We start from the raw sequence: 19,694 nt of genomic DNA on the forward strand, positions 1-19,694 counted from the left end.
CAGAAACAGCGAGGCACGATGACCATCACCGACTGCGCGTCGTGCGCCGACGAGCGTGCCGCCGGAGCGGCCTTCTGCGAGGTCTGCGGGCGGTCGCTCGTCCCCGGCCCCCCGTGCCCGCACTGCGGGACGTCGGGCAGCGTCGGCGCGGACGGATACTGCGAGAACTGCGGCATGCTGGCCGCGCGGGAACGCGACCACCTCGAGACCGACTGCGGCGAGGTGGCGGCCGCGGTCACCGACCGCGGGCTGCGGCACCACCGCAACGAGGACGCGATGTGGCTGGCCACCCGCGGGCGCGACGTCGACCTGGTGATCAGCGACGGCGTGTCCTCGTCGTTCGACCCCGACGTGGCCTCGCTGACCGCGGTCACCTCGACCGGGTCGGCGCTGGGCGACGGGCTCGACCTGGCCGCGGCCATCGGCACGGCCCAGATCGCGGTGGCCAAGCTGACCGCCGAGGGTGACCCGCGGCGGCAGGCGTCCAACCCGGCCTGCACGATCGTGGCCGCGACGGTCCGCGGCGACGCGGTGACCGTCGGCTGGATCGGCGACAGCCGGGCCTACTGGGTGCCCGAGGAAGGCGTGGCCGAGCAGCTCACCGAGGACGACTCGTGGGCGACCCACGTGATCTCCCTGGGCGCCGACCCGGAGCAGGCGATGCGCGACCCCAAGGCGCACGCGATCACGGCGTGGCTCGGGGCCGACGCGGGTTCGATCTCCCCCCGTACGGCGGAATTCGTGGTCGGTGACCCCGGCCATCTGGTGCTGTGCAGCGACGGATTGTGGAACTACCTGACCGATGCGGGCGCCTTCGCCGCCGCGGTGCGCGAGGGGTTGCGCGAGCAGGGCACGCTGATCTCCGCGGCCCGGTGGCTCGCCGACTACGCGAACACCGCCGGGGGCGCCGACAACATCACCGTGGCCCTGGTACCGATCACGCCGCTTGGGGGATCCGAACAATGACGTACAGCGCCGAGGCCTTCCAGAACGAGTTTCTCGCCCTCGGGGCGACCGAGGTCAACGCGATCGTCACGGTCACCTCGTCCGGCAGTTCGACAGGCGTCCGCACCTCCGGCGCCACCGAGATCGTCATCGTCGACGCGTCCGGCTCGATGCAGGCCGAGGGCCGCATCACCGCCGCCCGGCAGGCCGCCAAGGCCGCGGTCGCCTGCATCGACGACGGCGTGCACTTCGCGCTGATCGCCGGCGTCGGCACCGCGCAGCAGCTCTTCCCGGCGCCCGGCCAGCTGGCGGTGGCGTCGGCGCAGACCCGGGCCGAGGCGACGTGGGCCATCGACCGGCTGCACGCCAGCGGCGGCACCGCGATGGGCGCGTGGCTGCTGCTGGCGGCCCAGCTGTTCGCCCAGCGCCCGGGCGACATCGCGCACGCCATCATGCTGACCGACGGCGACAACGGCGAGCGGGCGGGCTATCTCGAGAGCGTGCTCGCCTCGATCGGCGGCAAGTTCGCGGTCGACTGCCGGGGTGTCGGCACCAACTGGAAGGTCTCCGAGCTCCGCAAGATCGCCGACGCGATGCTGGGCACGGTCGACATCGTGGCCCGGCCGGCCGATCTGACGGCCGCCTTCGAGCAGATGATGACGGCCGCGATGGGCAAGACCTCGGCCGACGTGCAGCTCAAGGTGTGGACGCCGGTCAACGCCACGGTCCGGTTCGTCAAGCAGGTCGAGCCGCAGGTGGCCGATCTGACCGGCAAGCGGGTGGCCGACGGCGCGCGGGCCGGGCGCTATCCGCTGGGCTCGTGGGGCGCCGAGAGCCGCGACTACCACGTGTGCGTCGACGTGCCGCCCGGTGCGGCCGGCGACGAGATGCTGGCGGCCCGGGTGTCGATCGTCGAGGGCGACACGGTGCACGCCCAGTCCCTCGTACGGGCGGTGTGGACCGACGACGCGGCGCTGTCGACCCGGATCAACCGGCAGGTCGCCCACTACACCGGGCAGGCCGAGCTGGCCGACGTGATCCAGGCCGGCATCGAGGCGCGCAAGGCGGGCGACGACCACACCGCGACGATCAAGTTCGGGCGGGCGGCGCAGCTGGCCCACGAGAGCGGCAACAAGGCCACTTCCGAGCTGCTGGCCACCGTGGTCGACATCGAGGACCCGGCGACCGGCACGGTGCGGCTGCGGCGCAAGGTGGAGGCGGCCGACGAGATGGCGCTGGACACCCGCTCGACCAAGACCGTGCGGGTGGGGCGCGGCCAGTGACCACGTACGCCTGCCCCAAGGGCCACGTCTCCGGCGAGAGCGACTTCTGCGACACGTGCGGCGCCAAGATCGACGGTGCCGCCCCCGCTCCTTCGCCGGCCCCGTCGCCCGCTGCGGCCACTGCGGCCACTCCGGCCGCCCCCGCCGTCGCCACCGAGCCCTGCCCGAACTGCGGCACCCCGCGCGCCGGGTCGAGCCGGTTCTGCGAGGACTGCGGCTACGACCACAGCACGGGCCGCGTGCCCACCCTGGTCCCGGCCGCCTCCGCGCCCGTCGAGGTGGCCGGCTGGACGGTCACGATCGCCCCCGACCGCGCCTACTTCGACGAGAACGCGATCGACGGCATCGAGTTCCCGGCCAACGGCGCTTCCCGTACGGTCTCCCTGCCACCCCCGCAGGTGCGGATCGGCCGCAAGAGCAACTCGAAGGGCACCCACCCCGAGATCGACCTGGCCGACGACGACCCCGGGGTCTCCCACTCCCACGCGCTGCTGACCTTGAGCGTCGACGGCGTGTGGCTGGTCTCCGACATCGGCTCGACCAACGGCACCTACATCAACGACGACCAGGCCCCCTTGACGGCCGGCCAGTCGAGGGCCCTGACCGACGGCGACCGCGTCCACGTCGGAGCCTGGACAACCCTGACCCTGCACGCCCCGGCGTCTTAGTCCGGCGGCTCCGGGGCCAGCTCGTCCTCACCCTCGTTGAGGTTGGACCGGTTCTCGTTGATGCCCTTGTTGCTGCTGCCCGAGGCCGGCGTGTCCGACCCGGGCGGGTTGTCGGTGGGAAACTTGTCGGTCTCCGGGCTGCCGGTAACGATCTGATCGCTGCTGGAGCCCGCATTAGGCGTATCTGTCATACCCGCCCATTTACCCGCCCCGCGCCGAGTGATGCGAGAGCACATCGGCCGCTATTTCGGCCGGGGGCGCTGTGCCGTCGATGGTGAGGACGCGGTAGCCCAGGCTGCGGGCCTCGGTGGCGATCTGGGTGGCGAAGCGCTCGTCGCGTTGCATCCAGCGGTCGAAGGCCGAGGCGGGCAGGCCGGTGAGCAGGTCGGCGGCCCACGGGCGGCGCTCGTAGTAGTGGCGCTGGAAGGCCGGCGTGGGCACGAGCCAGACGGCGCGGGCCGGCGGGACGGATTCGGCGGCGAGCAGGGATGGCAGCAGCGCGGCGCCCTCGATGACGGCGGGGTCGGGAAGTTCGGCCAGGATCAGCGGGAACTGCTCGTCACAGAGGCGGAAGACGTCGGCCACCTGCACGTCGACGGGCTGGGCCAGCCGGGCGCCGATCGGCATCGTGGTCACCTTGCGCATCGTGGGGCCGGCCAGGGGCGCGTGGCGGTCGAAGGCGTCGTCGCACGAGTACAGCGGCCAATTCAAGGCCGCGGCGACCAGGGCGGCCACCGTGCTCTTGCCCGCGCACGGGGAGCCGCCGATCCAGACACGCGTCACCGGAGCTCGATCGGCATGCATGGGAATGCACCCTAACGGCGATGTGCGAGCGGCCGGGAAGTCCGGCAGACTGCGGCCATGCCTCAGGACGCGGCCGTGTGTCGCCATTCTCCAACGACCCGCCGGCTGTCCTGATGCTTGTCGGGGTGTGCCAGACGCCGGAGATTCTCGGGGACGTGCGGTCGGCGCTCGAAATCGTGCACGAATACGCACGGCAGGCGGACGGGGTCGACCTGCTGGTCTTCCCGGAATGCTTTCTGCAGGGCTATCTGCCGACCGAAAGCCACGTGCGGCAGTACGCCATGGGGTGCGCCGAGGTGCGTCTGGACGTACGGCAAACGGTCGTTCTGGGCATGATCGAACGCGATGGTGACCGCTTCTTCAACACGGCCGCCGTCGTGCGCGGCGGGCGGGTCGCCGGGGCGTACCGGAAAACGTTTCTGACCCGGGGCGAGCGTGTCTTCACGGCGGGCGACGCGTATCCGGTGTTCACGGAGGCGGGCACGACGTTCGGCATCAACATCTGTTTCGACGGGCAGTTCCCGTACGCCGCCGCGGCGATCGCAAGCCAGGGAGCGAGTCTGCTCGTCTTCCCGGCGCAGAACATGATGCGACGTGCGAACGCGCATCTCTGGGCCGATCGGCACCTCGAACTGCGTCGTCAGCGCATCGCCGAGACGGGCATGTGGCTGGCCTCGGCCGACGTGACGGGGGAACGCGGCCACACCCATCTGGGCCTCGGACCCACGTGCGTCGTCGATCCGGCCGGCACGGTCGTGGCCGAGGTGCCGCGGGGAACGGCCGGGCTGGCGGTGGCCGAAGTCCGCTGACCATCCGCTCGTGGCCGGGCGTTCAAGAACGTGCGGTGTGCTGGGGAGTGAAGCGGGCGACACGCCAGCGATTCGCGCCGGGCGGCCCGCCGAACGAAGGCAGGATGGGTCACGTGGAGACGGATCTTCAGCTCGCTCAGCGCGCCGCCATGATCGGGGCCGCGGTGGCCCTGCCCCATTTCGAGGCGCTCGCCGACCTGCCGCGCGAGGTCAAGGCCGACGGTTCGGTTGTGACCATGGCCGACCGGGCGGTCGAGTCGGCGATCCGGGACGTGCTGACCGCCGCCCGCCCGTCCGACGCGATCCTGGGCGAGGAGGAGGGCCAGACCGGCTCGGACGGACGCCGCTGGATCATCGACCCGATCGACGGCACGGCGCTGTTCGTGGCGGGTGACGACCGGTGGCTCGTGCTGATCGCGCTGGAGGAGGACGGCGAGGTCACCACCGCGGTGGCCGCGCACCCGGCGCAGGGCAGCGTGTGGTGGGCAACGCGGGGCGGCGGCGCGTTCGAGGGCCGGGTGGTCGGCGGCCGGGTCGTCGCCGAGACGCCCGTGCACGTCTCGACGGGCGCCGACATCGTGGCCGGCAGCCGGCTCGGGGTGGTCCCCGAGGACTGGAACCGGGAACTGGTGGCGCCGCTCAAGGAGGTGACGCCCGCGCTGCCGTGGCCGATCCACCCGGCCCTGATGGTCGCGCGCGGCGACCTCGACCTGGCCGTGCAGACCGGCGGCCAGATCTGGGACTTCGCCTCGACGTCGCTGATCGTCCGGGAGGCCGGCGGCAGTTACAGCGGCCTTGACGGACGCTCCAAGCCGGGGCCGGGCGCTTCCGTGTACGCCCGCAGCGAGGCCCTGCGCGAGGCGGCCCTCGAGGTGGTGGGCGTCGTCAGCGGGTCGCGGTGACCACGACGACGTGCTGGCGGACACGGAACGAGCCGTCGGCGGCAATCCGGGCGGCGATGTGCTCGCGCGCGGCGGCCTGTTCGCCGGCCGTCAGCGGCGTGCGCCCCTGGCTGGCCAGATAGCGCAGCACCGGTTCGGGATCCGGCACCTCCAGCGCGCACGGATACCGCTCGACCTCCACATTCTTGAAGACCCTTCCCACGTACGCCGGAGCAGTGCCGGCCGAGATGTCGTTGTGCCCGGGTCGCAGGCGCAGGTCGTCGCGGCCCACCGCGGGCCCGATCTCGTCCACCTCGGCCAGGTGGTCGTCCCCGTTCAGGCCCATGACCAGCCGCCCGCCGGGACGCAGCACGCGCGCGAACTCCCGCAGCCCGGCGTCGGGGTCGTCGAGGTGGTAGAGCATGTGGTTGGCGATCAGCAGGTCGGCGCTCGCGCCGCGGAACGGCAACCGGGTGGCGTCGCTGCGCACCACGCTCGCGCCGGCAACCGACCGGAGCTGTTCGCACATGGCCGGCGAGAAGTCGGTGAGCGTCAGCCGGATCGGATGCGACCGCGGATCGACCCGGCTCCACAATGCACCCGTGCCCGCGCCGACCTCGAGCACGTCCCCGCGCAGGGGCAGGCGTTCACCCAGCCACGAATACCAGTCCTGCGGATTGGTGCGGTGGTCGTAGATGGCGATACGGGCGGCGAGATTACCGGTCGTGGACTGGTACTGCTCTCGGGCGCGCGCTGCGGGGGTCGTCATAAGCGCTTTATAGCCCGGCCACCGGTCCGGTGCCGCAGCGGGCGGACGGCCCGGTGTGGCCCGGAAGCCGAAACTGCTGGCCCGGTTGGCGCCGGTGCGGTTGGGCACTCCGGGTCGCGTACGTCCAATAAGGTTCTGGCCGTGGATGTCGCCCGGACGTTTCTCGAAGAGGTCGACGCCCGGGCGCCCGGGGCATTGACGGGCCTGTTCCTGCACGGCTCGTTGTGCTGGGGCGAGTTCTTCCCGGGCAGCGACGTCGACTTCGTCGGGGTGTGGCGGCAACCGCCGGATCACGCGATGCTCGCCGAGGCGCATTCGGCCACGCAAAAGCGGCACCCCGGCGTGGTGTTCGACGGATTCCATTGCACGCCGGCCGACCTGGCCGTTTCGTCGCTGACCGTGGGCCGGCGACCCGCCTTCTTCCAGGGGGAATTCCAGGCCGACGGCAAGATCGACATCTGCCCGGTGACGTGGCACGAGCTGGCCGAACGGGCGGTCGTGGTGCGCGGGCCGCTGCCGCCGGTGCACACCGATCCCGCCGAACTGCGCGAATTCACCCGGACGAATCTCGATACCTATTGGCGTTCGACGATGACCCAGATCGAGGAAGGCGACATCCAGGCCTTCGGTGAACACGATCCGTCGATCGCCTGGGTGGTGCTCGGGGTCGCGCGGCTGCACCATTTGCTGCGGCTCGGCGCGCTGACGTCGAAGAGCGGTGCGGGCCGTTACATCGTGTCGCATCTCGATCCGCGCTGGCACATGCTCGGGCGGGAAGCGCTGCGCATTCGCGAGGAGCCCGGCTCCCCCAGCGCTTACGACGATCCGAGAGACCGGGGCCAGACGGCGTACGAGTTCCTGAAGTGGGCCGTTTCCGATGGGGTGGGCCGGCCGTGATTCCCACCTTTGCTCTCAGCGATGGGCAGCGCATCGAGATTCGGCGGCTGCTCGATGAGGCCTTTCTCGGCGATTTCTCCAACGACGACTGGGATCACTCGCTCGGCGGGCTGCATTTCATCGTGACGCGGGAAAGTCGGATCGTGGCCCACGCGGCCGTGGTGCAGCGCAGTTTTGTTCATGCCGACCGGGCCTGGCGGTGTGGTTATGTCGAGGCGGTGGCGGTGCATCCGGACTGGCGCGGGCAGGGGCTGGCGGGCCAGGTCATGGACGCCGCCGAAAATGTCATAGACCGGGCCTACGATCTGGGGGCTTTGTCGGCGTCGGACGCGGGGCGCGGGCTCTACGTGGCCCGCGGGTGGGAGGCCTGGCGTGGGCGGACGGCCGTGCTGGCGCCGTCCGGTCTGACGTTCACGCCCGACGACGATGACAGCACGTTCGTCCGGCTCGGGGCCGACGGCGCGTTCGACCTCGACGGCGTGCTGGCGTGCGACTGGCGCAACGGCGACGTCTGGTAGGGCCGCTCACGGGTGCAGCCGCTGCCGCACCCGGGCCGCCTCGCGGGTCAGGTGGTCGCGCTCGGGCACGCTGGTCGCCGCGCGCGACGCCTCGGCGTAGAGATCGGCCGCCTGGTCGAGGTGGCCGGCGCGTTCGAGCAGATAGGCGCGTACGGCGGTGTATCGGGGCAGGCCGGGGTCGACCTTGGCCAGCTCGGCCAGGCCGGCTTGCGGTCCGTCGGCCTCACCGACCGCGACGGCACGGTTGAGACGCACCACCGGGCTGCCGGTGAGCTGCAGCAGTTCGTCGTACCACTCGACGATCTGCACCCAGTCGGTCTCGGCCGTGCTCGGGGCGTCGGCGTGCAGGGCCGCGATGGCCGCCTGGGCCTGATATTCGCCGAGCCGGTCGCGGGCCAGCGCCGCCTGCAGGACGGCCACGCCCTCGGCGATCATGGTGGTGTCCCAGCGGGAGCGGTCCTGCTCGGCCAGCGGCACCAGCCGGCCGCCCGGACCGGTGCGCGAGGCCCGGCGCGCGTGGTGCAGCAGCATCAGGGCCAGCAGCCCGGCAACCTCGGGCGCGTCGGTCTCGGCCGCCAGCTGACGCGTGAGGCGCAGCGCCTCGGCCGCCAGGTCCACGTCGCCGCCGTAACCCTCGTTGAAGACCAGGTAGAGCACGCGGAGCACGGTGCCGAGGTCGCCCGGCTGGTCGAGCGGCCGGCCGGTGAGCTGCCGCTTGGCCCGGCTGATCCGCTGGGCCATGGTCGCCTCGGGCACCAGGTAGGCGGCGGCGATCTGGCGGGTCGTCAGGCCGCCGACCGCGCGCAACGTCAGGGCCACGGCCGAGCCCGGGGACAGCGACGGGTGCGCGCACAGGAAGTAGAGCCACAACGAGTCGTCGGTCTCATTCGCCGGACCGGGCGCCGGCTCGACGGTGACCTCCCGCTTGAGCCGGGCCGACTCGGACCGCGCGGCGTCGACGAACTTGCGCCACGCGGCCGCGACGAGCCAGCCCTTCGGATCGCGTGGCGGATCGTCCGGCCAGGTCTGAAGGGCCCGGATCAGAGCTTCCTGTACGGCGTCCTCGGCCGCGGCGAAGTCGGCGCCGCGCCGGACGAGGATCCCGAGGACCGCCGGGACGAGGTCGCGCAGGAGCGACTCGTTCACTCGGTCACCGTGGGCGCCGACGTCAGGAACGGCCGGATCTCGAGCCACTCCTGAATCGGCTTCCCGCCCGCGCCCGGAGCGGCCGACAGTTCGGCGGCCAGTTCCAAGGCTCGCTCGTACGTGTCCACGTCGATGATCATCCAGCCGGCGATCAGATCCTTGGTCTCGGCGAACGGGCCGTCGGTGACCGGTGGCCGGCCGTCGCCGCCGGACCGGACGAACGTGCCCTGCGGGGAGAGCGCCTGGCCGTCGACGAACTCGCCGGTCTCCTCGAGGCGCGCGGCCCAGTCCTCCATGTACTGGACGTGGGCCGTCAGCTCGGCCGGCGTCCACTGGTCCATCGGCACGTCGTTGATCGGCGCCGGGCCGCCGCGGTAGTGCTTGAGCAGCAGATATTTGGCCATCGTGTTCTCCTCGTCCGTTACTTCGCGGCTCGTGCGCGGATCAGTTCCTCGACCGCGGACGGCAGGGTGGTCTCGAAGTCGATCAGTTTGGCCCAGGTCGGAGTGACCACGATGCGGACCATGCCGTCGTACAGGGAACGCACCTCGGCCTCCCACTCGACCCGCTGCTCCGGTGTCATCGTGTAGCTGCCGTTCATCTGCAGATACTCCTCCGGGATGCCGTCGACGACGTCCAGCTCGGCCCGCCCCCGGATCAGCAGAATCTTGGGCGGGTGCACCTCGGTGTCGATCGTCAGCGCGACCGCCGGATTGTGCCGCAGCGAGGGCAGCTTCGGGGAGTTCTTGGTGGTGCAGAGAACGATGGTTTCACCGTTCCAGGTGAACGCGATCGGAATGCACCGCGGCGTGCCGTCCTTGGCCACGTAGGCCAGGCGGGTCAGGTCGCGGGCCAGCAGTTCCTGGCTGAGCGGGCGGTTCAGCACTTCATTGATCTCGTACGGGTCCACGGTCTTTTGCTCCTGTGCTGCGTCGGGCGCTTCGTGACCCTGGGACGGAGCCGACCGGCCGTTCTCGACATGCACTCGTCAGTGGGGACCGAACCGTTCGCGGAGCAGCCTCAGATCGTGGTGGTCCTTGTCGCGCAGCGGGTAGCCGGAATGCCACTTCATCGACCACTCCGCGGCTTCACAGCGCACCGCCCGGCCCCCGACCCGGCCACTCCCGCCCAGAGCCGCCGCCGGGAACGACACGCCGTCCACCGCCGACCCGTAGTGCAGCTGCCCGTCGGCCCTGACTTCGTACAGGTGCAGGTCGATCCGACGCCGTACGCCGTCGTGCAGCACAAAATTCCAGGGGCGGTCACCGGGCCACGGCAACACCCGGTCGGCACCCAGCTCGGTCAGTGCTTGAAAGGCCTGGTGGAGGTGCTCGGCCGGAAGCCAGAGGTCCAGGTCGTCGTGGTCGCGGGTCTGCTCGTTGAGGAGCGCGTCAACCGCCCAGCCACCACCCAGACAGGGTTCCGCACCTCGCCGCTCGAGCCCCTCGACCACCGCGACGACGTCGGCGGCGCTCATCTCCGTCACCCGAGTTGCTCCCTCAGAAGCCGGGCCCCTCGCCCCCGGTAGTTCTCCAGCGCCTCGGCCAGCGTCTCGCGCACCTCCGGATCCGGGTGCCCGGCCAGAAAGGCCAGCTCCTCGCCGCCCCCGCGCCGTCGCGCCCCCAGCATCATCAGCACGTCGATGATCTCGTCGGACGTCGCGGCCCCGCGCAGCCGGGCCATGAGCTCAGGCTTGGTGGGCCGCGGCCGCCCGATAGGATATCGCCGCCGCAGCCGCGCCGCCCCGAACTCCCCCCGCCCCAGACAGACCGGGCACGTGCACGGTCGCTGCCCGTGAGCATCGGGCTTGTATCGCCACCCCACACCCTGCGGCACCCGCCGGACCCGCCGCACCTCGGCCGCGGTCACGGCTCGGGGCACGAACACCTGCCACCCTCGCGGATCGTCGAGCCGCCGCACCACCGCAACAGCCTCGGCCGCCGTCACCCGCCGCGGCTCCGACCCGTAACGCCCGACCGTGACCGGCTCGTCATCGGCCACCCGCAGCTGCACCGCCGCCAGCACACCCGGATGCCACCGCCGCAGTTCCCGAACCCACTGATGCGTCAGCCCGAACGACGCCAGCACAGGCATGCAGAAGACGCCGCGCTGCCCGAACCAGTCGCGGCTGCGGGCACGCACGCCGTCCCGGAGGATCCGACCCGAGGCCGCCTCCGGCGCGAGGTGAACGAAATGAGCCATCGCCGGGAGGTTAGGGGGTCGGGGCTGGGCCGGCCAGCGAATTGCTGGGCCTGTGGACAACCTGCGGGGTGGGTTTTGTGGCCTGTGGACAGGCGGCGCCGCCAGCTTGACAGGCCCTTAAGGTCCACCCCAATCCCCCGGGCGGGGGGACTGGGCGGTGGAGGGCCGAGGGGGGACCGGGCGGTGGAGGGCCGAGGGGGGACCGGGCGGTGGAGGACCGAGGGGCGACCGGGCGGTGCAGGGCCCAGGAACGACAGAGCGACGCAGCACGACAGGTCCACGGCGCCTCACCCCAGGACGCACTCATCCCCCACGGTCACCCTGCCCCGGCTTTCCACGGCGGCGAACACACCGAAGGTCATGTCGTGCGTGGCGGCCAATTCCTTCAGCAAGTCGTTCCGGGCCGGCGCCCCGCCCTGCGCCATGTCGATCATCACGCAGCGGGTCAGTGGCCGGATCACCCGCAGCGCGACCGACGGCCCAACCCGCAGCACCCGGCCGGTCCACGCGTCCTCGGGGAACCCCTCGCCCGGCGCGTCGACCAGCAGGTTGGCCCGGAAACGCTGCGGGTCCACTGTGTGCCGGCCCGGGTCCGGACCGCACAACGACGTCAACCGGGCCAGCCCGGCCGTTGTCACGATGCTCACCGCGCCCTCGTCGTGGTGCGGGATCGAGGTTTCCGGGGTGATGGTCACGGCACGGCCGAGGAAAGCGCTGACCGCATCGCCGGCCGGCAGGACGCGGCCGTCGGGTAGGCCGACGGACGGCACAGGCGTGTCCGCGTACGCCTGGAGCTCGAACAATCCGGGCATCCGGCGGAAGCGGCGGGTGTTTTTTCCGCTGCCGAACTTGCCGTCGGCGTCGCGCACGGCCCACAGGCGGTCGCCGGCCAGACCGCGGTCGGTCACCTCGGCCGAGGTCACCGAGGCGCCCAGCAGCGACTTGATCGGATAGGTGCGGATCTCGGTCAGTCTCACGGGCGGAACCAGCCGCGGCGCAGTTCGAGGGTCAGCTCGTCGCGGATTTCGATGCCGTACTCCCCCACCAGCGGGATGGACGGCTTGAGGGCCCGGGATTCTTCGACGGCGCCGGGGGCCAGGCCGGCCAGGCGCATGCCGCGGCGCTGATAGAAGCGCAGCGCGTCGAGGTTGTCGTTGGTGGTGATCAGCCAGAGCCGGGAGGCGCCGGCCGCCCACGCGCGGTTGGCCGCGGCCTGCAGGAGGGCGCTGCCGACGCCGGCGCCGGACACGACGGCGTCCAGGGTCACCACCTCGAGGCCGTCGGGTCCCAGCTCGTACGTCACCAGGCCGACCGGGCCGCCGTCGAGCCAAGCGATCAGCGCGGGAAGGGCCGCCGCGTCGTAGCTGACGCCGTGCGCCACCACGGTGGTGCCGCCCCAGGAGCCGATCAGCAACGCGGTGACGATGTCGCGTTCGGAGGGACCCGCCGCGCGCACGACCAGTTCCCCCATGGACCCCAGCCTATGTGCTGGGGCGCAGCATGACCTTCACGGCCCGCCGCTCGTCCATCGCCGCGTAGGCCTCCGCCGCCTCGTCCAGCGGCAAGGTCAGGTCGAAGACCTTGCCGGGTGTGATCCGGCCGTCCATGACCTCGGGCAGCAGCTCCTCCATGTAGTCACGGACCGGAGCCACCCCACCCCGTACGCCGACGTTGGTGCCGAACATGAGCGGCACCGGCAGTTCGGGGCCGCCCGCGGGCACGCCGACGAATCCGACCTGCCCGCCGGGCCGGGCCGAGCGCAGCGCCTGGTCCATCGACTCTCGGGTGCCCACGCATTCGAGCACCACGTCCGGCCCGACGCCGTCGAACATCCGCTTGAGCGCGGCGATGCCCTCCTCGCCGCGTTCGGGCACGATGTCGGTCGCACCGAAGTCGCGGGCCAGAGCCTGGCGGGGCTCGTGGCGCGACATGGCGACGATGCGGGACGCGCCGAGCCGCCGGGCCGCGATGATCGCGCACAGGCCGACCGCGCCGTCGCCGACCACCGCCACGGTCGAGCCTTCCCGCACGCCGCCCGAGACGGCCGCGTGGTGTCCGGTGCACATCACGTCGGAGAGCGTGAGCAGGCCGGGGAGCAGCGCGTCGCCGGGCTGCCCGCCGGGCACGACGAACAGGGTGCCGTCGGCCAGCGGGACCCGTACGCTCTCGCCCTGGCCGCCGTCGGCGAAGCCTTCGCCGCGCACCTCGGCGCCCCACGCGCCGCCGTGCAGGCAGGACGTGCTGAAGCCGTTGCGGCAGTTCACGCAGGTGCCGTCGCAGACGTAGAACGGGGCGATCACGAAGTCGCCGGCCTTCACCTTCTCGACGGCGTCCCCGACCGCCTCGACGACGCCGATGAACTCGTGGCCCATCCGCCGCGGGCCGCCGGCGCTCCGCACCCCGCGGTAACCCCACAGGTCGGATCCGCAGACGCACGAGGCGACCACCCGCACCACGGCGTCGCGACCGGTTGTGACCGCGGGTTCCGGCACGTCTTCGACGCGGATGTCCCGTTCCCCGTACATGAATACAGCGCGCACGTGTCCAGCATGCCCGCCGATCGCCGACTTACTCGTCGCAGTAAATGCAGAGGTTCTATGCATAGGATGCTTGCACTGCTGAACGCCGCCCGCCTACCGTCCACGCCATGACGGATCGAACCGAGGTAGTGCTCAGCAACGCCGAGATGATGCGGGTCATGGCGCACCCGCTGCGCATGCAGATCGTCGGGTCGCTGCGGCTCGACGGCCCCGCCACCTCGGCGATCCTCGCGCGCCGTCTGGACACGGATTCCGGGCAGACCAGCCACCATCTGCGGCTGCTGGCCCGGCACGGGTTCGTCGCCGAGGCTCCCGAGCGGGGCCGGGGCGTACGGGGAAGGGAACGCTGGTGGAAGGCCGCGCACGCCTCGACGACCTGGGACGCGCCGGGGGACGCCGAAGCGGTGGCGGCGGTCGAGCGTACGGCCCGGGCGGTCTGGGATCTGATGATGGAACAGTTCCATCGGGAGGCGTCGCACGGCAAGTGGAGCCCCCAGTGGTACGACGCGGCGGCCAGTTCCGACCGGGTCATCCGTACGACTCCGGAAGGTCTTGATCGTCTGCGCAGCCGGATCGACCAGCTGATCCTCGAGGCCGACGCCCCGGAGCCGGGGGCCGAGACGGTGCTGGTCGTCACGCACGCCTATCCGCGCCGGACGCAGCCGTGACGACGGTGAGCCTGTGGCGCAACCGCGAGTTCAATCTGCTGTGGTCCTCGCAGTCGCTGTCCGACCTGGGCGACGGCATCGCCTCGCTCGCGCTGTCCCTGCTCGTGCTGGTGCGGACCGGTTCCCCGGTCAGTGCGGGCCTGGTCGGCACGATGACCCAGGCCACCCGGCTGCTGCTCCGTCTGCCCGCGGGCGTCCTGGTGGATCGTTTCGACCGGCGCCGTACGCTCGTGGCCTGCGACGCCCTGCGGCTGGCGGGTTTCGCCGCACTGACCGCGGCGGTGCTCACCGACCGGGCCGGGCTCGCGCTGATCATCGTGGTCGCGGTCGTGGACGCTGCCGCGAGCGCGGTCTTCGGCACCGCGGAGGATGCCTCGCTCCGCAGCATCGTGCCGATCGGGCAGTTGCCCGGCGCGGTGGCCCGCAACGAGGCCCGCTCGTACGGCACCGCGCTCGCCGGCCCGCCGCTCGGTGGTCTCCTGTTCGGACTGGGTCACGCCATCCCGTTCGCCGCCAACGTCGTGTCCTATCTGGTGTCGATCGGGGCGGTTCTCGCCATCCGCAAGCCGCTCCAAGCACCCCGGGAGGACAAGCCGCAGCCGTACGGGGCCGCGCTCGCCGAGGGACTCCGGTTCGTGTTCACCCACCCATTCCTCCGGGTGCTGATGCTGGTCGCGGCGCCGCTGAACTTCGCCATCAACGGAGTGATCTTCACGCTGATCGTGGCTCTGCAGCGCAACGGCACGGCGCCCGCGGTGATCGGCCTGACCGAGACCGTCGTGGCCGTGGGCGGGCTGCTGGGCGCGTTCGTGGCGCCGGCCATCCATCGCCGCCTCGGCCTGGTCGCGCTGACCCGCTCGATCTGCTGGGCCGCCGCCCTGCTGCTGGCCGGTTCGGCCTTTCTGACCTCGAGCATCGCCGGCGCCGTCCCGCTGGGCCTGGCCGTGTTCCTGGGCCCGGCGGCCAACGCCGCGCTGTTCGGCTTTCAGGCGGCGATCACCCCGGACCGGCTGCAGGGCCGGGTCATCAGCGTCATCATGGTCGCCGCCACCTCGATGGCGGCTGTCGCGCCGCTGCTCGGCGGTGTGCTGCTGGCCTGGCGGGGACCGGCCACCGCGATCCTGTTCTTCGCGGCCGCCGTGGCCGGCTCGGCCCTGGTCGCGACGTTCGCCCGGGGCCTGCACCACACCGCAGGGCCGGAACCGGCCGGGCCAAAACCCGCCGGGCCAGAACCGGCCGGGCCAGAACCGGCCGGGCCAGAACCGGCCGGGCCAGAAACCGCCGGACCCGAATCGGCCGAGACCGGCCCGGAACAACACTCCGCTCGCGGGTGAAGCACCGCCGGACCGGTGTTGCCGCGGGCGTAATCTGGCATGGCCTTGCCGCATCGGGGGTGATCATGGGCGAACCGGCCCTTGGCCCGGGGGAACACCCGGGCACCATCATGCGCCGCGGCGACCTCGGCGCCACCGCGCGCGGCCGAGTGCGCGCCGACCGGGCGCCGGATGCCGCCGAGGGGCTGGCCCGGGCCACGGCCGAGCGCCATCGCGCCGAGAGTGACCTCGTGCGGATCCGCGGCTACATCCAGCAGCAGGCGGTCGACGGGGAGACCCGGGCGACCCGGCGCGACCTGCTCACCGATCTGCGCCGGCGGCTGCGCACCGACCCCCGGGCCCTGGCCGGCGAGGCTTTCCTCGCGGCGGCCGACCCCGGCACCGTGCACGCCGCGATACTGATGGCCGCCTCCGTCGTCGGCGCGGCCGATGCCTGTGAGCTGCGGCTAGAGGACGCGACCACCGTACGGCGGCACGACGGCGACGGCGGCGGCGTGGACGGGTACGCCGTCGTGCGCACCTGTCCACTGCACGGCGACGACGGCCGCCTGCTCGGCGTGCTCTCGATGTACTACCGTTCGGACCTGCCGCCGACCGGCCGCCCCGAGATCGTCGCCGAGTCGGCCGGCCGGGCCCTGGCCGTCACAGCCCGGTCTGGTAGGCCAGAACCCCCCGGTTGACCGCGGTGATCGCCTTGCGCGCGGTGGCCCGCAGGGTCTCGGACGCCGCCGACGCCTCGCGGAGCTGGCCGAGCAGGTCGAGCACCTGCCGCGCCCACCGCACGAAGTCGCCCGCCGGCATGTCCGCGTCGTAGTTGTGCCCGCTGGCCAGCACCTGGGCCAGCGGCTCGCCGCGGGCCCAGCGGTACATGGGCCAGACGAAGCCGGTGTCGGGCTCGCGGGTCAGGGTCAGCCCGTGGTCGGACTCGTCGGCGGCGATGTCGCTCCACAACTTGCCGCAGGCGTCGACCGCCTCGGTGATCGGGCCCTTGGGCACCGAGGCGCGGTCGTCGGTCTCGCGGCGCGACTCGTAGAGCACCATCGAGACCGCGGCCGCCAGTTCCTCGGGGCCAAGGCCGTCCCACACGTTGTGGCGCAGGCACTCGGCGATCAGCAGGTCGGCCTCCGACCAGATGCGCCCGAGCATGCGGCCCGTCCCGGTGACCTCACCGGCCGCGGTCAGGTAGCCGCGGCCGGCCAGCACCGCGCACACCTGGTCGAACGTGCGGGCGAGCGACCCCGTGCGCCCGGACACCTTGTCGCGCAGCGCGTCGGTGTCGCGGGCCAGCCGGTGCCGCCGCTCGGCCCAGCGGGCGTGTTCCTCGCGGTCGGGGCAGGCGTGGCACGGGTGCTGCCGCATCTGCACCTTGAGCAAAGCGATCTCGGCGTCCTCGCCGGAGTTGCCGCCGCCCTTGGTGCGCCGGCGGCCGCCCGGATTGCGGTCGTGGCCGGTCGCGCTGACCTGGGCGGCGAGGTCGCGGCGGGCGGCGGGCGAGCGCGGGTTGAAGTGCTTGGGCACGCGCAGGCGGTCGAGCACCTCGGCCTCGCCCGCGAAGTCGGCCGGACTGACCCGCCCGGCCCACCTGTCCTGGGTGAGCACCATCGGGCGGGGCTCGCCGAACCCGCCGGTGGGCGCTTCGAGCACGACGGCCAGCCCGGCCCGGCGGCCCTGGGCCACCCGGATCACGTCGCCGACCCGCAGTTTCTCCAGCGAGGTGACGATGGCGGCGCGGCGGTGCGAGGCGCCCTGGCGGGCGAGCGCGCGTTCCCGGTCGGCGATGGCGACGCGGAGGGCGAAGTATTCGTCGAAGTCGCCGTGGTGGCAGGCGGCGTCCTCCCCGTACGTCTGCATGGTGTCGACGTTGCGCTGCACCTGGCGGGCCAGGCCGACCACCGAACGGTCGGCCTGGAACTGGGCGAACGACGACTCGAGCAGGTCGCGGGCCTTGTCGGCGCCGACCGAGCCGACCAGGTTGACCGCCATGTTGTAGGACGGGCGGAACGACGAGCGCAGCGGATAGGTGCGGGTGGAGGCGAGGCCGGCGACGTGCCGCGGGTCGACGTCGGGGCTCCACAGCACGACCGCGTGTCCCTCGACGTCGATGCCGCGGCGCCCGGCCCGCCCGGTGAGCTGCGTGTACTCCCCAGGGGTGAGGTCGACGTGGGCCTCGCCGTTGAACTTGACCAGACGCTCGAGGACGACGCAGCGCGCGGGCATGTTGATGCCGAGCGCGAGGGTCTCGGTGGCGAAGACCGCCTTGACCAGGCCCTGGACGAAGCATTCCTCGACCGCCTCCTTGAAGGCGGGCAGCATGCCGGCGTGGTGGGCGGCGATGCCGCGCTCGAGGCCGTCGAGCCACTCCCAGTAGCCCAGTACCGAGAGGTCTTCCCGCGGGATCGAGGCGACCTTGGCCTCGGCGATGCGGCGGATCTCGGTGCGTTCCTCGGCGCTGGTCAGGCGCAGCCCGGCGGACAGGCACTGCTGCACGGCGGCGTCGCAGCCGGCCCGGCTGAAGATGAACAGGATGGCGGGCAGCAGGTCGGCCCGTTCGAGCCGGTCGACCACCTCGGCCCGGGGCGGCGGCTGCCAGCGCCGGCCGCGCCCGCCGCGACCGGGGCCGTAGCTGCGGTCGGTCATCTCGAGGCGGCGCAGCATCTCGCGGGAATAGCGCAGCAACTCGGGGTGCACGTCGTGCTTCTTGGCCGCGTCGGCGTCGTGGAACAGGTCGAACATGCGCCGGCCGACCAGCATGTGCTGCCAGAGCGGGACGGGCCGGTGCTCGCTGACCACGACCTCGGTCGTGCCGCGCACGGTGACCAGCCAGTCGGCGAATTCCTCGTAGTTGCTGACGGTGGCCGACAGCGAGACCAGGGTGACCGAGGCCGGGAGGTGAATGATCACTTCTTCCCAGACCGCGCCGCGGAACCGGTCGGCCAGGTAGTGCACCTCGTCCATGACCACGTAGGCCAGGTTTTTCAGCGCGGACGAGCCCGAGTAGAGCATGTTGCGCAGCACTTCGGTGGTCATCACGATCACCGGGGCGTCGCCGTTGATGGCGTTGTCGCCGGTCAGCAGGCCGACCTGGTCGGGGCCGTAGCGCTCGACCAGGTCGTGGTATTTCTGGTTGGACAGCGCCTTGATCGGCGTGGTGTAGAAGCACTTGCGCTGGCCCGCGCGCAGCGCGAGATGCACGGCGAACTCGCCGACCACCGTCTTGCCGGCGCCGGTGGGAGCGCACACGAGCACACCGCTGCCCCGTTCGAGCGACTCGCAGGCGGCGCGCTGGAAATCGTCCAGGTCGAAACCGACGTCGAGCATGAAATCCTCGAGCGCGGGAAACTCGGCCACCCGAGCCGCCCGCCTCTTGGACTGCGCATACCGTTCGGCGGGACTCGTCATGAACACCAGGCTAGTTCGTGGGTGTGACAAGTCGGAGCACGGGCGGTTGCGTCCCGGCCTGTACGGCGTGGTGGGTATGGTGCTCCCGTGCCGGATGTTGCATCGACCGATCACCCTCCCCATCGGCCGCACCGTCAGGTCGACGCCGTGCTGTTCGATTTCCACGGCACGTTGGCCCAGGTGGAAGACCCTGTGACCTGGGTCGTGGCGGCCGCGCTGGCCTGCGGCCGCGAGCTCGACCGTGGCAAGGCGACCGTGCTGGCCGACAGATTGGTCACAGCCGGGCGGGCCGGTGGTCCGGTGCCCCACCGGGTGCCGCTTCACCTGGCCGAACACTGGGCCGACCGCGATCTTTACGCGCAGAGCCACCGGGCGGCGTACACGGGATTGGCCTCGACGGTCTCGACGGACGTGGAGGGGCTGGCCGACGCCCTCTACGAGCGGCTGCTGGCGCCGGACGGCTGGCTCCCCTACGCCGACACCGGCTCGACGCTGCGCACGCTGCACGAGGCCGGCATCAAGGTCGCGGTGGTCAGCAACATCGGCTTCGACATCCGTCCCCTGTTCGACTCGTGGGGCATGAGTTCCCTGATCGACGCGTACGCCCTGAGCTACGAGATCGGGCGCACCAAGCCCGATCCCGCGATCTTCCTGCGGGCCTGCGGGATGCTCGGCGCCGACCCCGAGCGCACTCTCATGGTCGGTGACACCCCGGCCGACGCCGGAGCCGTGGCCGCCGGGTGTGCCGCGCTGGTGCTGCCGGCGGCCGAGCCGGGCCGCCCCAACGGCCTGGGGGCGACCCTGGCGCTGGCCGGGTGCCAGGTCTGAGCC

At 72.0% G+C, this 19,694-nt stretch carries 23 protein-coding genes; 11 read left to right on the forward strand and 12 right to left on the reverse strand.

The genetic code is table 11. The features are described from left to right. Positions 1 to 18 precede the first annotated feature (18 nt). From ACZ3I4_RS37110 to ACZ3I4_RS37120, 3 genes are read left to right on the forward strand one after another with little or no spacing between them, the layout of a single operon-like run. Positions 19 to 966 (forward strand): PP2C family serine/threonine-protein phosphatase, encoded by a 948-nt coding sequence (locus ACZ3I4_RS37110; RefSeq protein WP_465386776.1) that lies wholly within the window; start codon positions 19 to 21, stop codon positions 964 to 966. Next, on the forward strand, positions 963 to 2,228 hold the full coding sequence (locus ACZ3I4_RS37115) for a vWA domain-containing protein (RefSeq protein WP_465386777.1): 1,266 nt from the start codon (positions 963 to 965) through the stop codon (positions 2,226 to 2,228). The genes ACZ3I4_RS37110 and ACZ3I4_RS37115 overlap by 4 nt, the downstream gene beginning before the upstream one ends. Continuing rightward, on the forward strand, positions 2,225 to 2,896 hold the full coding sequence (locus ACZ3I4_RS37120) for an FHA domain-containing protein (protein ID WP_465386778.1): 672 nt from the start codon (positions 2,225 to 2,227) through the stop codon (positions 2,894 to 2,896). Before ACZ3I4_RS37115 ends, ACZ3I4_RS37120 begins: the two co-directional genes overlap by 4 nt. Here ACZ3I4_RS37120 and ACZ3I4_RS37125 read toward each other — a convergent pair. Both ACZ3I4_RS37125 and ACZ3I4_RS37130 read right to left on the reverse strand, forming a co-directional pair. Then, entirely contained in the window at positions 2,893 to 3,087 is a 195-nt protein-coding gene (locus tag ACZ3I4_RS37125) for a hypothetical protein (protein WP_465386779.1), read from the reverse strand. The genes ACZ3I4_RS37120 and ACZ3I4_RS37125 overlap by 4 nt on opposite strands. 10 nt (positions 3,088 to 3,097) lie before the next feature. After that, complete coding sequence (locus ACZ3I4_RS37130; protein ID WP_465386780.1) at positions 3,098 to 3,679, reverse strand: hypothetical protein; 582 nt, start codon at positions 3,677 to 3,679, stop codon at positions 3,098 to 3,100. A gap of 134 nt (positions 3,680 to 3,813) precedes the next feature. Between ACZ3I4_RS37130 and ACZ3I4_RS37135 the strand changes: the two genes are divergently transcribed. Beyond that, complete coding sequence (locus ACZ3I4_RS37135) at positions 3,814 to 4,509, forward strand: carbon-nitrogen hydrolase family protein (RefSeq protein ID WP_465386781.1); 696 nt, start codon at positions 3,814 to 3,816, stop codon at positions 4,507 to 4,509. 104 nt (positions 4,510 to 4,613) lie between these two features. Continuing rightward, a complete protein-coding gene (locus ACZ3I4_RS37140) occupies positions 4,614 to 5,411 on the forward strand; it encodes an inositol monophosphatase family protein (RefSeq protein WP_465386782.1) in 798 nt (265 codons plus the stop codon). On the opposite strand, the gene ACZ3I4_RS37145 is transcribed toward ACZ3I4_RS37140, so the two are convergent. Next, positions 5,395 to 6,159: a class I SAM-dependent methyltransferase gene (locus tag ACZ3I4_RS37145; RefSeq protein WP_465386783.1), complete on the reverse strand. Its 765-nt coding sequence runs from the start codon at positions 6,157 to 6,159 to the stop codon at positions 5,395 to 5,397. The genes ACZ3I4_RS37140 and ACZ3I4_RS37145 overlap by 17 nt on opposite strands. A 141-nt stretch (positions 6,160 to 6,300) precedes the next feature. Here ACZ3I4_RS37145 and ACZ3I4_RS37150 point away from each other — a divergent pair, with 141 nt between their 5' ends. Continuing rightward, complete coding sequence (locus ACZ3I4_RS37150) at positions 6,301 to 7,056, forward strand: hypothetical protein (protein ID WP_465386784.1); 756 nt, start codon at positions 6,301 to 6,303, stop codon at positions 7,054 to 7,056. Beyond that, positions 7,023 to 7,574, forward strand: coding sequence for a GNAT family N-acetyltransferase (locus ACZ3I4_RS37155; RefSeq protein ID WP_465386785.1), 552 nt, complete (start codon positions 7,023 to 7,025; stop codon positions 7,572 to 7,574). The genes ACZ3I4_RS37150 and ACZ3I4_RS37155 overlap by 34 nt, the downstream gene beginning before the upstream one ends. A 6-nt stretch (positions 7,575 to 7,580) precedes the next feature. Here the strand turns inward: ACZ3I4_RS37155 and ACZ3I4_RS37160 are convergent, their stop codons facing one another. The 8 genes from ACZ3I4_RS37160 to ACZ3I4_RS37195 all read right to left on the reverse strand — a co-directional run bounded on the left by ACZ3I4_RS37160 (position 7,581) and on the right by ACZ3I4_RS37195 (position 13,462). Next, positions 7,581 to 8,720: an RNA polymerase sigma factor gene (locus ACZ3I4_RS37160; RefSeq protein ID WP_465386786.1), complete on the reverse strand. Its 1,140-nt coding sequence runs from the start codon at positions 8,718 to 8,720 to the stop codon at positions 7,581 to 7,583. Further along, entirely contained in the window at positions 8,717 to 9,124 is a 408-nt protein-coding gene (locus ACZ3I4_RS37165; RefSeq protein ID WP_465386787.1) for a YciI family protein, read from the reverse strand. Before ACZ3I4_RS37165 ends, ACZ3I4_RS37160 begins: the two co-directional genes overlap by 4 nt. A 17-nt stretch (positions 9,125 to 9,141) precedes the next feature. Next, positions 9,142 to 9,630 carry a pyridoxamine 5'-phosphate oxidase family protein gene (locus tag ACZ3I4_RS37170; RefSeq protein WP_465386788.1) on the reverse strand — a complete coding sequence of 163 codons (489 nt, stop codon included), beginning with the start codon at positions 9,628 to 9,630 and terminating at the stop codon, positions 9,142 to 9,144. Between the two features lie 78 nt (positions 9,631 to 9,708). Continuing rightward, positions 9,709 to 10,197: a nucleotidyltransferase domain-containing protein gene (locus ACZ3I4_RS37175; protein ID WP_465386848.1), complete on the reverse strand. Its 489-nt coding sequence runs from the start codon at positions 10,195 to 10,197 to the stop codon at positions 9,709 to 9,711. Positions 10,198 to 10,202: 5 nt separating this feature from the next. Beyond that, on the reverse strand, positions 10,203 to 10,922 hold the full coding sequence (locus ACZ3I4_RS37180; protein WP_465386789.1) for a HEAT repeat domain-containing protein: 720 nt from the start codon (positions 10,920 to 10,922) through the stop codon (positions 10,203 to 10,205). A gap of 287 nt (positions 10,923 to 11,209) precedes the next feature. Then, positions 11,210 to 11,899, reverse strand: coding sequence for an MOSC domain-containing protein (locus ACZ3I4_RS37185; RefSeq protein ID WP_465386790.1), 690 nt, complete (start codon positions 11,897 to 11,899; stop codon positions 11,210 to 11,212). After that, positions 11,896 to 12,393 (reverse strand): GNAT family N-acetyltransferase, encoded by a 498-nt coding sequence (locus tag ACZ3I4_RS37190; protein ID WP_465386791.1) that lies wholly within the window; start codon positions 12,391 to 12,393, stop codon positions 11,896 to 11,898. Before ACZ3I4_RS37190 ends, ACZ3I4_RS37185 begins: the two co-directional genes overlap by 4 nt. A 10-nt stretch (positions 12,394 to 12,403) precedes the next feature. Beyond that, positions 12,404 to 13,462: a zinc-dependent alcohol dehydrogenase family protein gene (locus tag ACZ3I4_RS37195; RefSeq protein WP_465386792.1), complete on the reverse strand. Its 1,059-nt coding sequence runs from the start codon at positions 13,460 to 13,462 to the stop codon at positions 12,404 to 12,406. A gap of 107 nt (positions 13,463 to 13,569) precedes the next feature. Here ACZ3I4_RS37195 and ACZ3I4_RS37200 point away from each other — a divergent pair, with 107 nt between their 5' ends. From ACZ3I4_RS37200 to ACZ3I4_RS37210, 3 genes are all read left to right on the forward strand, one after another. Then, positions 13,570 to 14,130 (forward strand): winged helix-turn-helix domain-containing protein, encoded by a 561-nt coding sequence (locus tag ACZ3I4_RS37200; RefSeq protein ID WP_465386793.1) that lies wholly within the window; start codon positions 13,570 to 13,572, stop codon positions 14,128 to 14,130. Then, positions 14,127 to 15,464, forward strand: coding sequence for an MFS transporter (locus ACZ3I4_RS37205; protein ID WP_465386794.1), 1,338 nt, complete (start codon positions 14,127 to 14,129; stop codon positions 15,462 to 15,464). The genes ACZ3I4_RS37200 and ACZ3I4_RS37205 overlap by 4 nt, the downstream gene beginning before the upstream one ends. Before the next feature lie 65 nt (positions 15,465 to 15,529). Further along, entirely contained in the window at positions 15,530 to 16,144 is a 615-nt protein-coding gene (locus tag ACZ3I4_RS37210; RefSeq protein ID WP_465386795.1) for a hypothetical protein, read from the forward strand. Here ACZ3I4_RS37210 and ACZ3I4_RS37215 read toward each other — a convergent pair. Then, on the reverse strand, positions 16,107 to 18,863 hold the full coding sequence (locus tag ACZ3I4_RS37215) for a DEAD/DEAH box helicase (protein ID WP_465386796.1): 2,757 nt from the start codon (positions 18,861 to 18,863) through the stop codon (positions 16,107 to 16,109). The genes ACZ3I4_RS37210 and ACZ3I4_RS37215 overlap by 38 nt on opposite strands. Before the next feature lie 87 nt (positions 18,864 to 18,950). Here ACZ3I4_RS37215 and ACZ3I4_RS37220 point away from each other — a divergent pair, with 87 nt between their 5' ends. Next, positions 18,951 to 19,691, forward strand: a complete 741-nt coding sequence (locus tag ACZ3I4_RS37220) for an HAD family hydrolase (RefSeq protein WP_465386797.1) — start codon at positions 18,951 to 18,953, stop codon at positions 19,689 to 19,691. The last annotated feature ends 3 nt before the right edge of the window (positions 19,692 to 19,694 follow it).

The sequence above is a fragment of the Actinoplanes sp. NPDC021490 genome (assembly GCF_055562135.1).

Bases quoted from the DNA above. Each gene is read 5' to 3' on its own strand.
- ACZ3I4_RS37180 (WP_465386789.1), bottom strand. From the start codon at position 10,922: ATGGCTCATTTCGTTCACCTCGCGCCGGAGGCGGCCTCGGGTCGGATC.
- ACZ3I4_RS37145 (WP_465386783.1), bottom strand. From the start codon at position 6,159: ATGACGACCCCCGCAGCGCGCGCCCGAGAGCAGTACCAGTCCACGACC.
- ACZ3I4_RS37175 (WP_465386848.1), bottom strand. From the start codon at position 10,197: ATGAGCGCCGCCGACGTCGTCGCGGTGGTCGAGGGGCTCGAGCGGCGA.
- ACZ3I4_RS37135 (WP_465386781.1), top strand. From the start codon at position 3,814: ATGCTTGTCGGGGTGTGCCAGACGCCGGAGATTCTCGGGGACGTGCGG.
- ACZ3I4_RS37125 (WP_465386779.1), bottom strand. From the start codon at position 3,087: ATGACAGATACGCCTAATGCGGGCTCCAGCAGCGATCAGATCGTTACC.
- ACZ3I4_RS37200 (WP_465386793.1), top strand. From the start codon at position 13,570: ATGACGGATCGAACCGAGGTAGTGCTCAGCAACGCCGAGATGATGCGG.
- ACZ3I4_RS37190 (WP_465386791.1), bottom strand. From the start codon at position 12,393: ATGGGGGAACTGGTCGTGCGCGCGGCGGGTCCCTCCGAACGCGACATC.
- ACZ3I4_RS37140 (WP_465386782.1), top strand. From the start codon at position 4,614: ATGGGTCACGTGGAGACGGATCTTCAGCTCGCTCAGCGCGCCGCCATG.
- ACZ3I4_RS37115 (WP_465386777.1), top strand. From the start codon at position 963: ATGACGTACAGCGCCGAGGCCTTCCAGAACGAGTTTCTCGCCCTCGGG.
- ACZ3I4_RS37110 (WP_465386776.1), top strand. From the start codon at position 19: ATGACCATCACCGACTGCGCGTCGTGCGCCGACGAGCGTGCCGCCGGA.
- ACZ3I4_RS37215 (WP_465386796.1), bottom strand. From the start codon at position 18,863: ATGACGAGTCCCGCCGAACGGTATGCGCAGTCCAAGAGGCGGGCGGCT.
- ACZ3I4_RS37165 (WP_465386787.1), bottom strand. From the start codon at position 9,124: ATGGCCAAATATCTGCTGCTCAAGCACTACCGCGGCGGCCCGGCGCCG.
- ACZ3I4_RS37210 (WP_465386795.1), top strand. From the start codon at position 15,530: ATGGGCGAACCGGCCCTTGGCCCGGGGGAACACCCGGGCACCATCATG.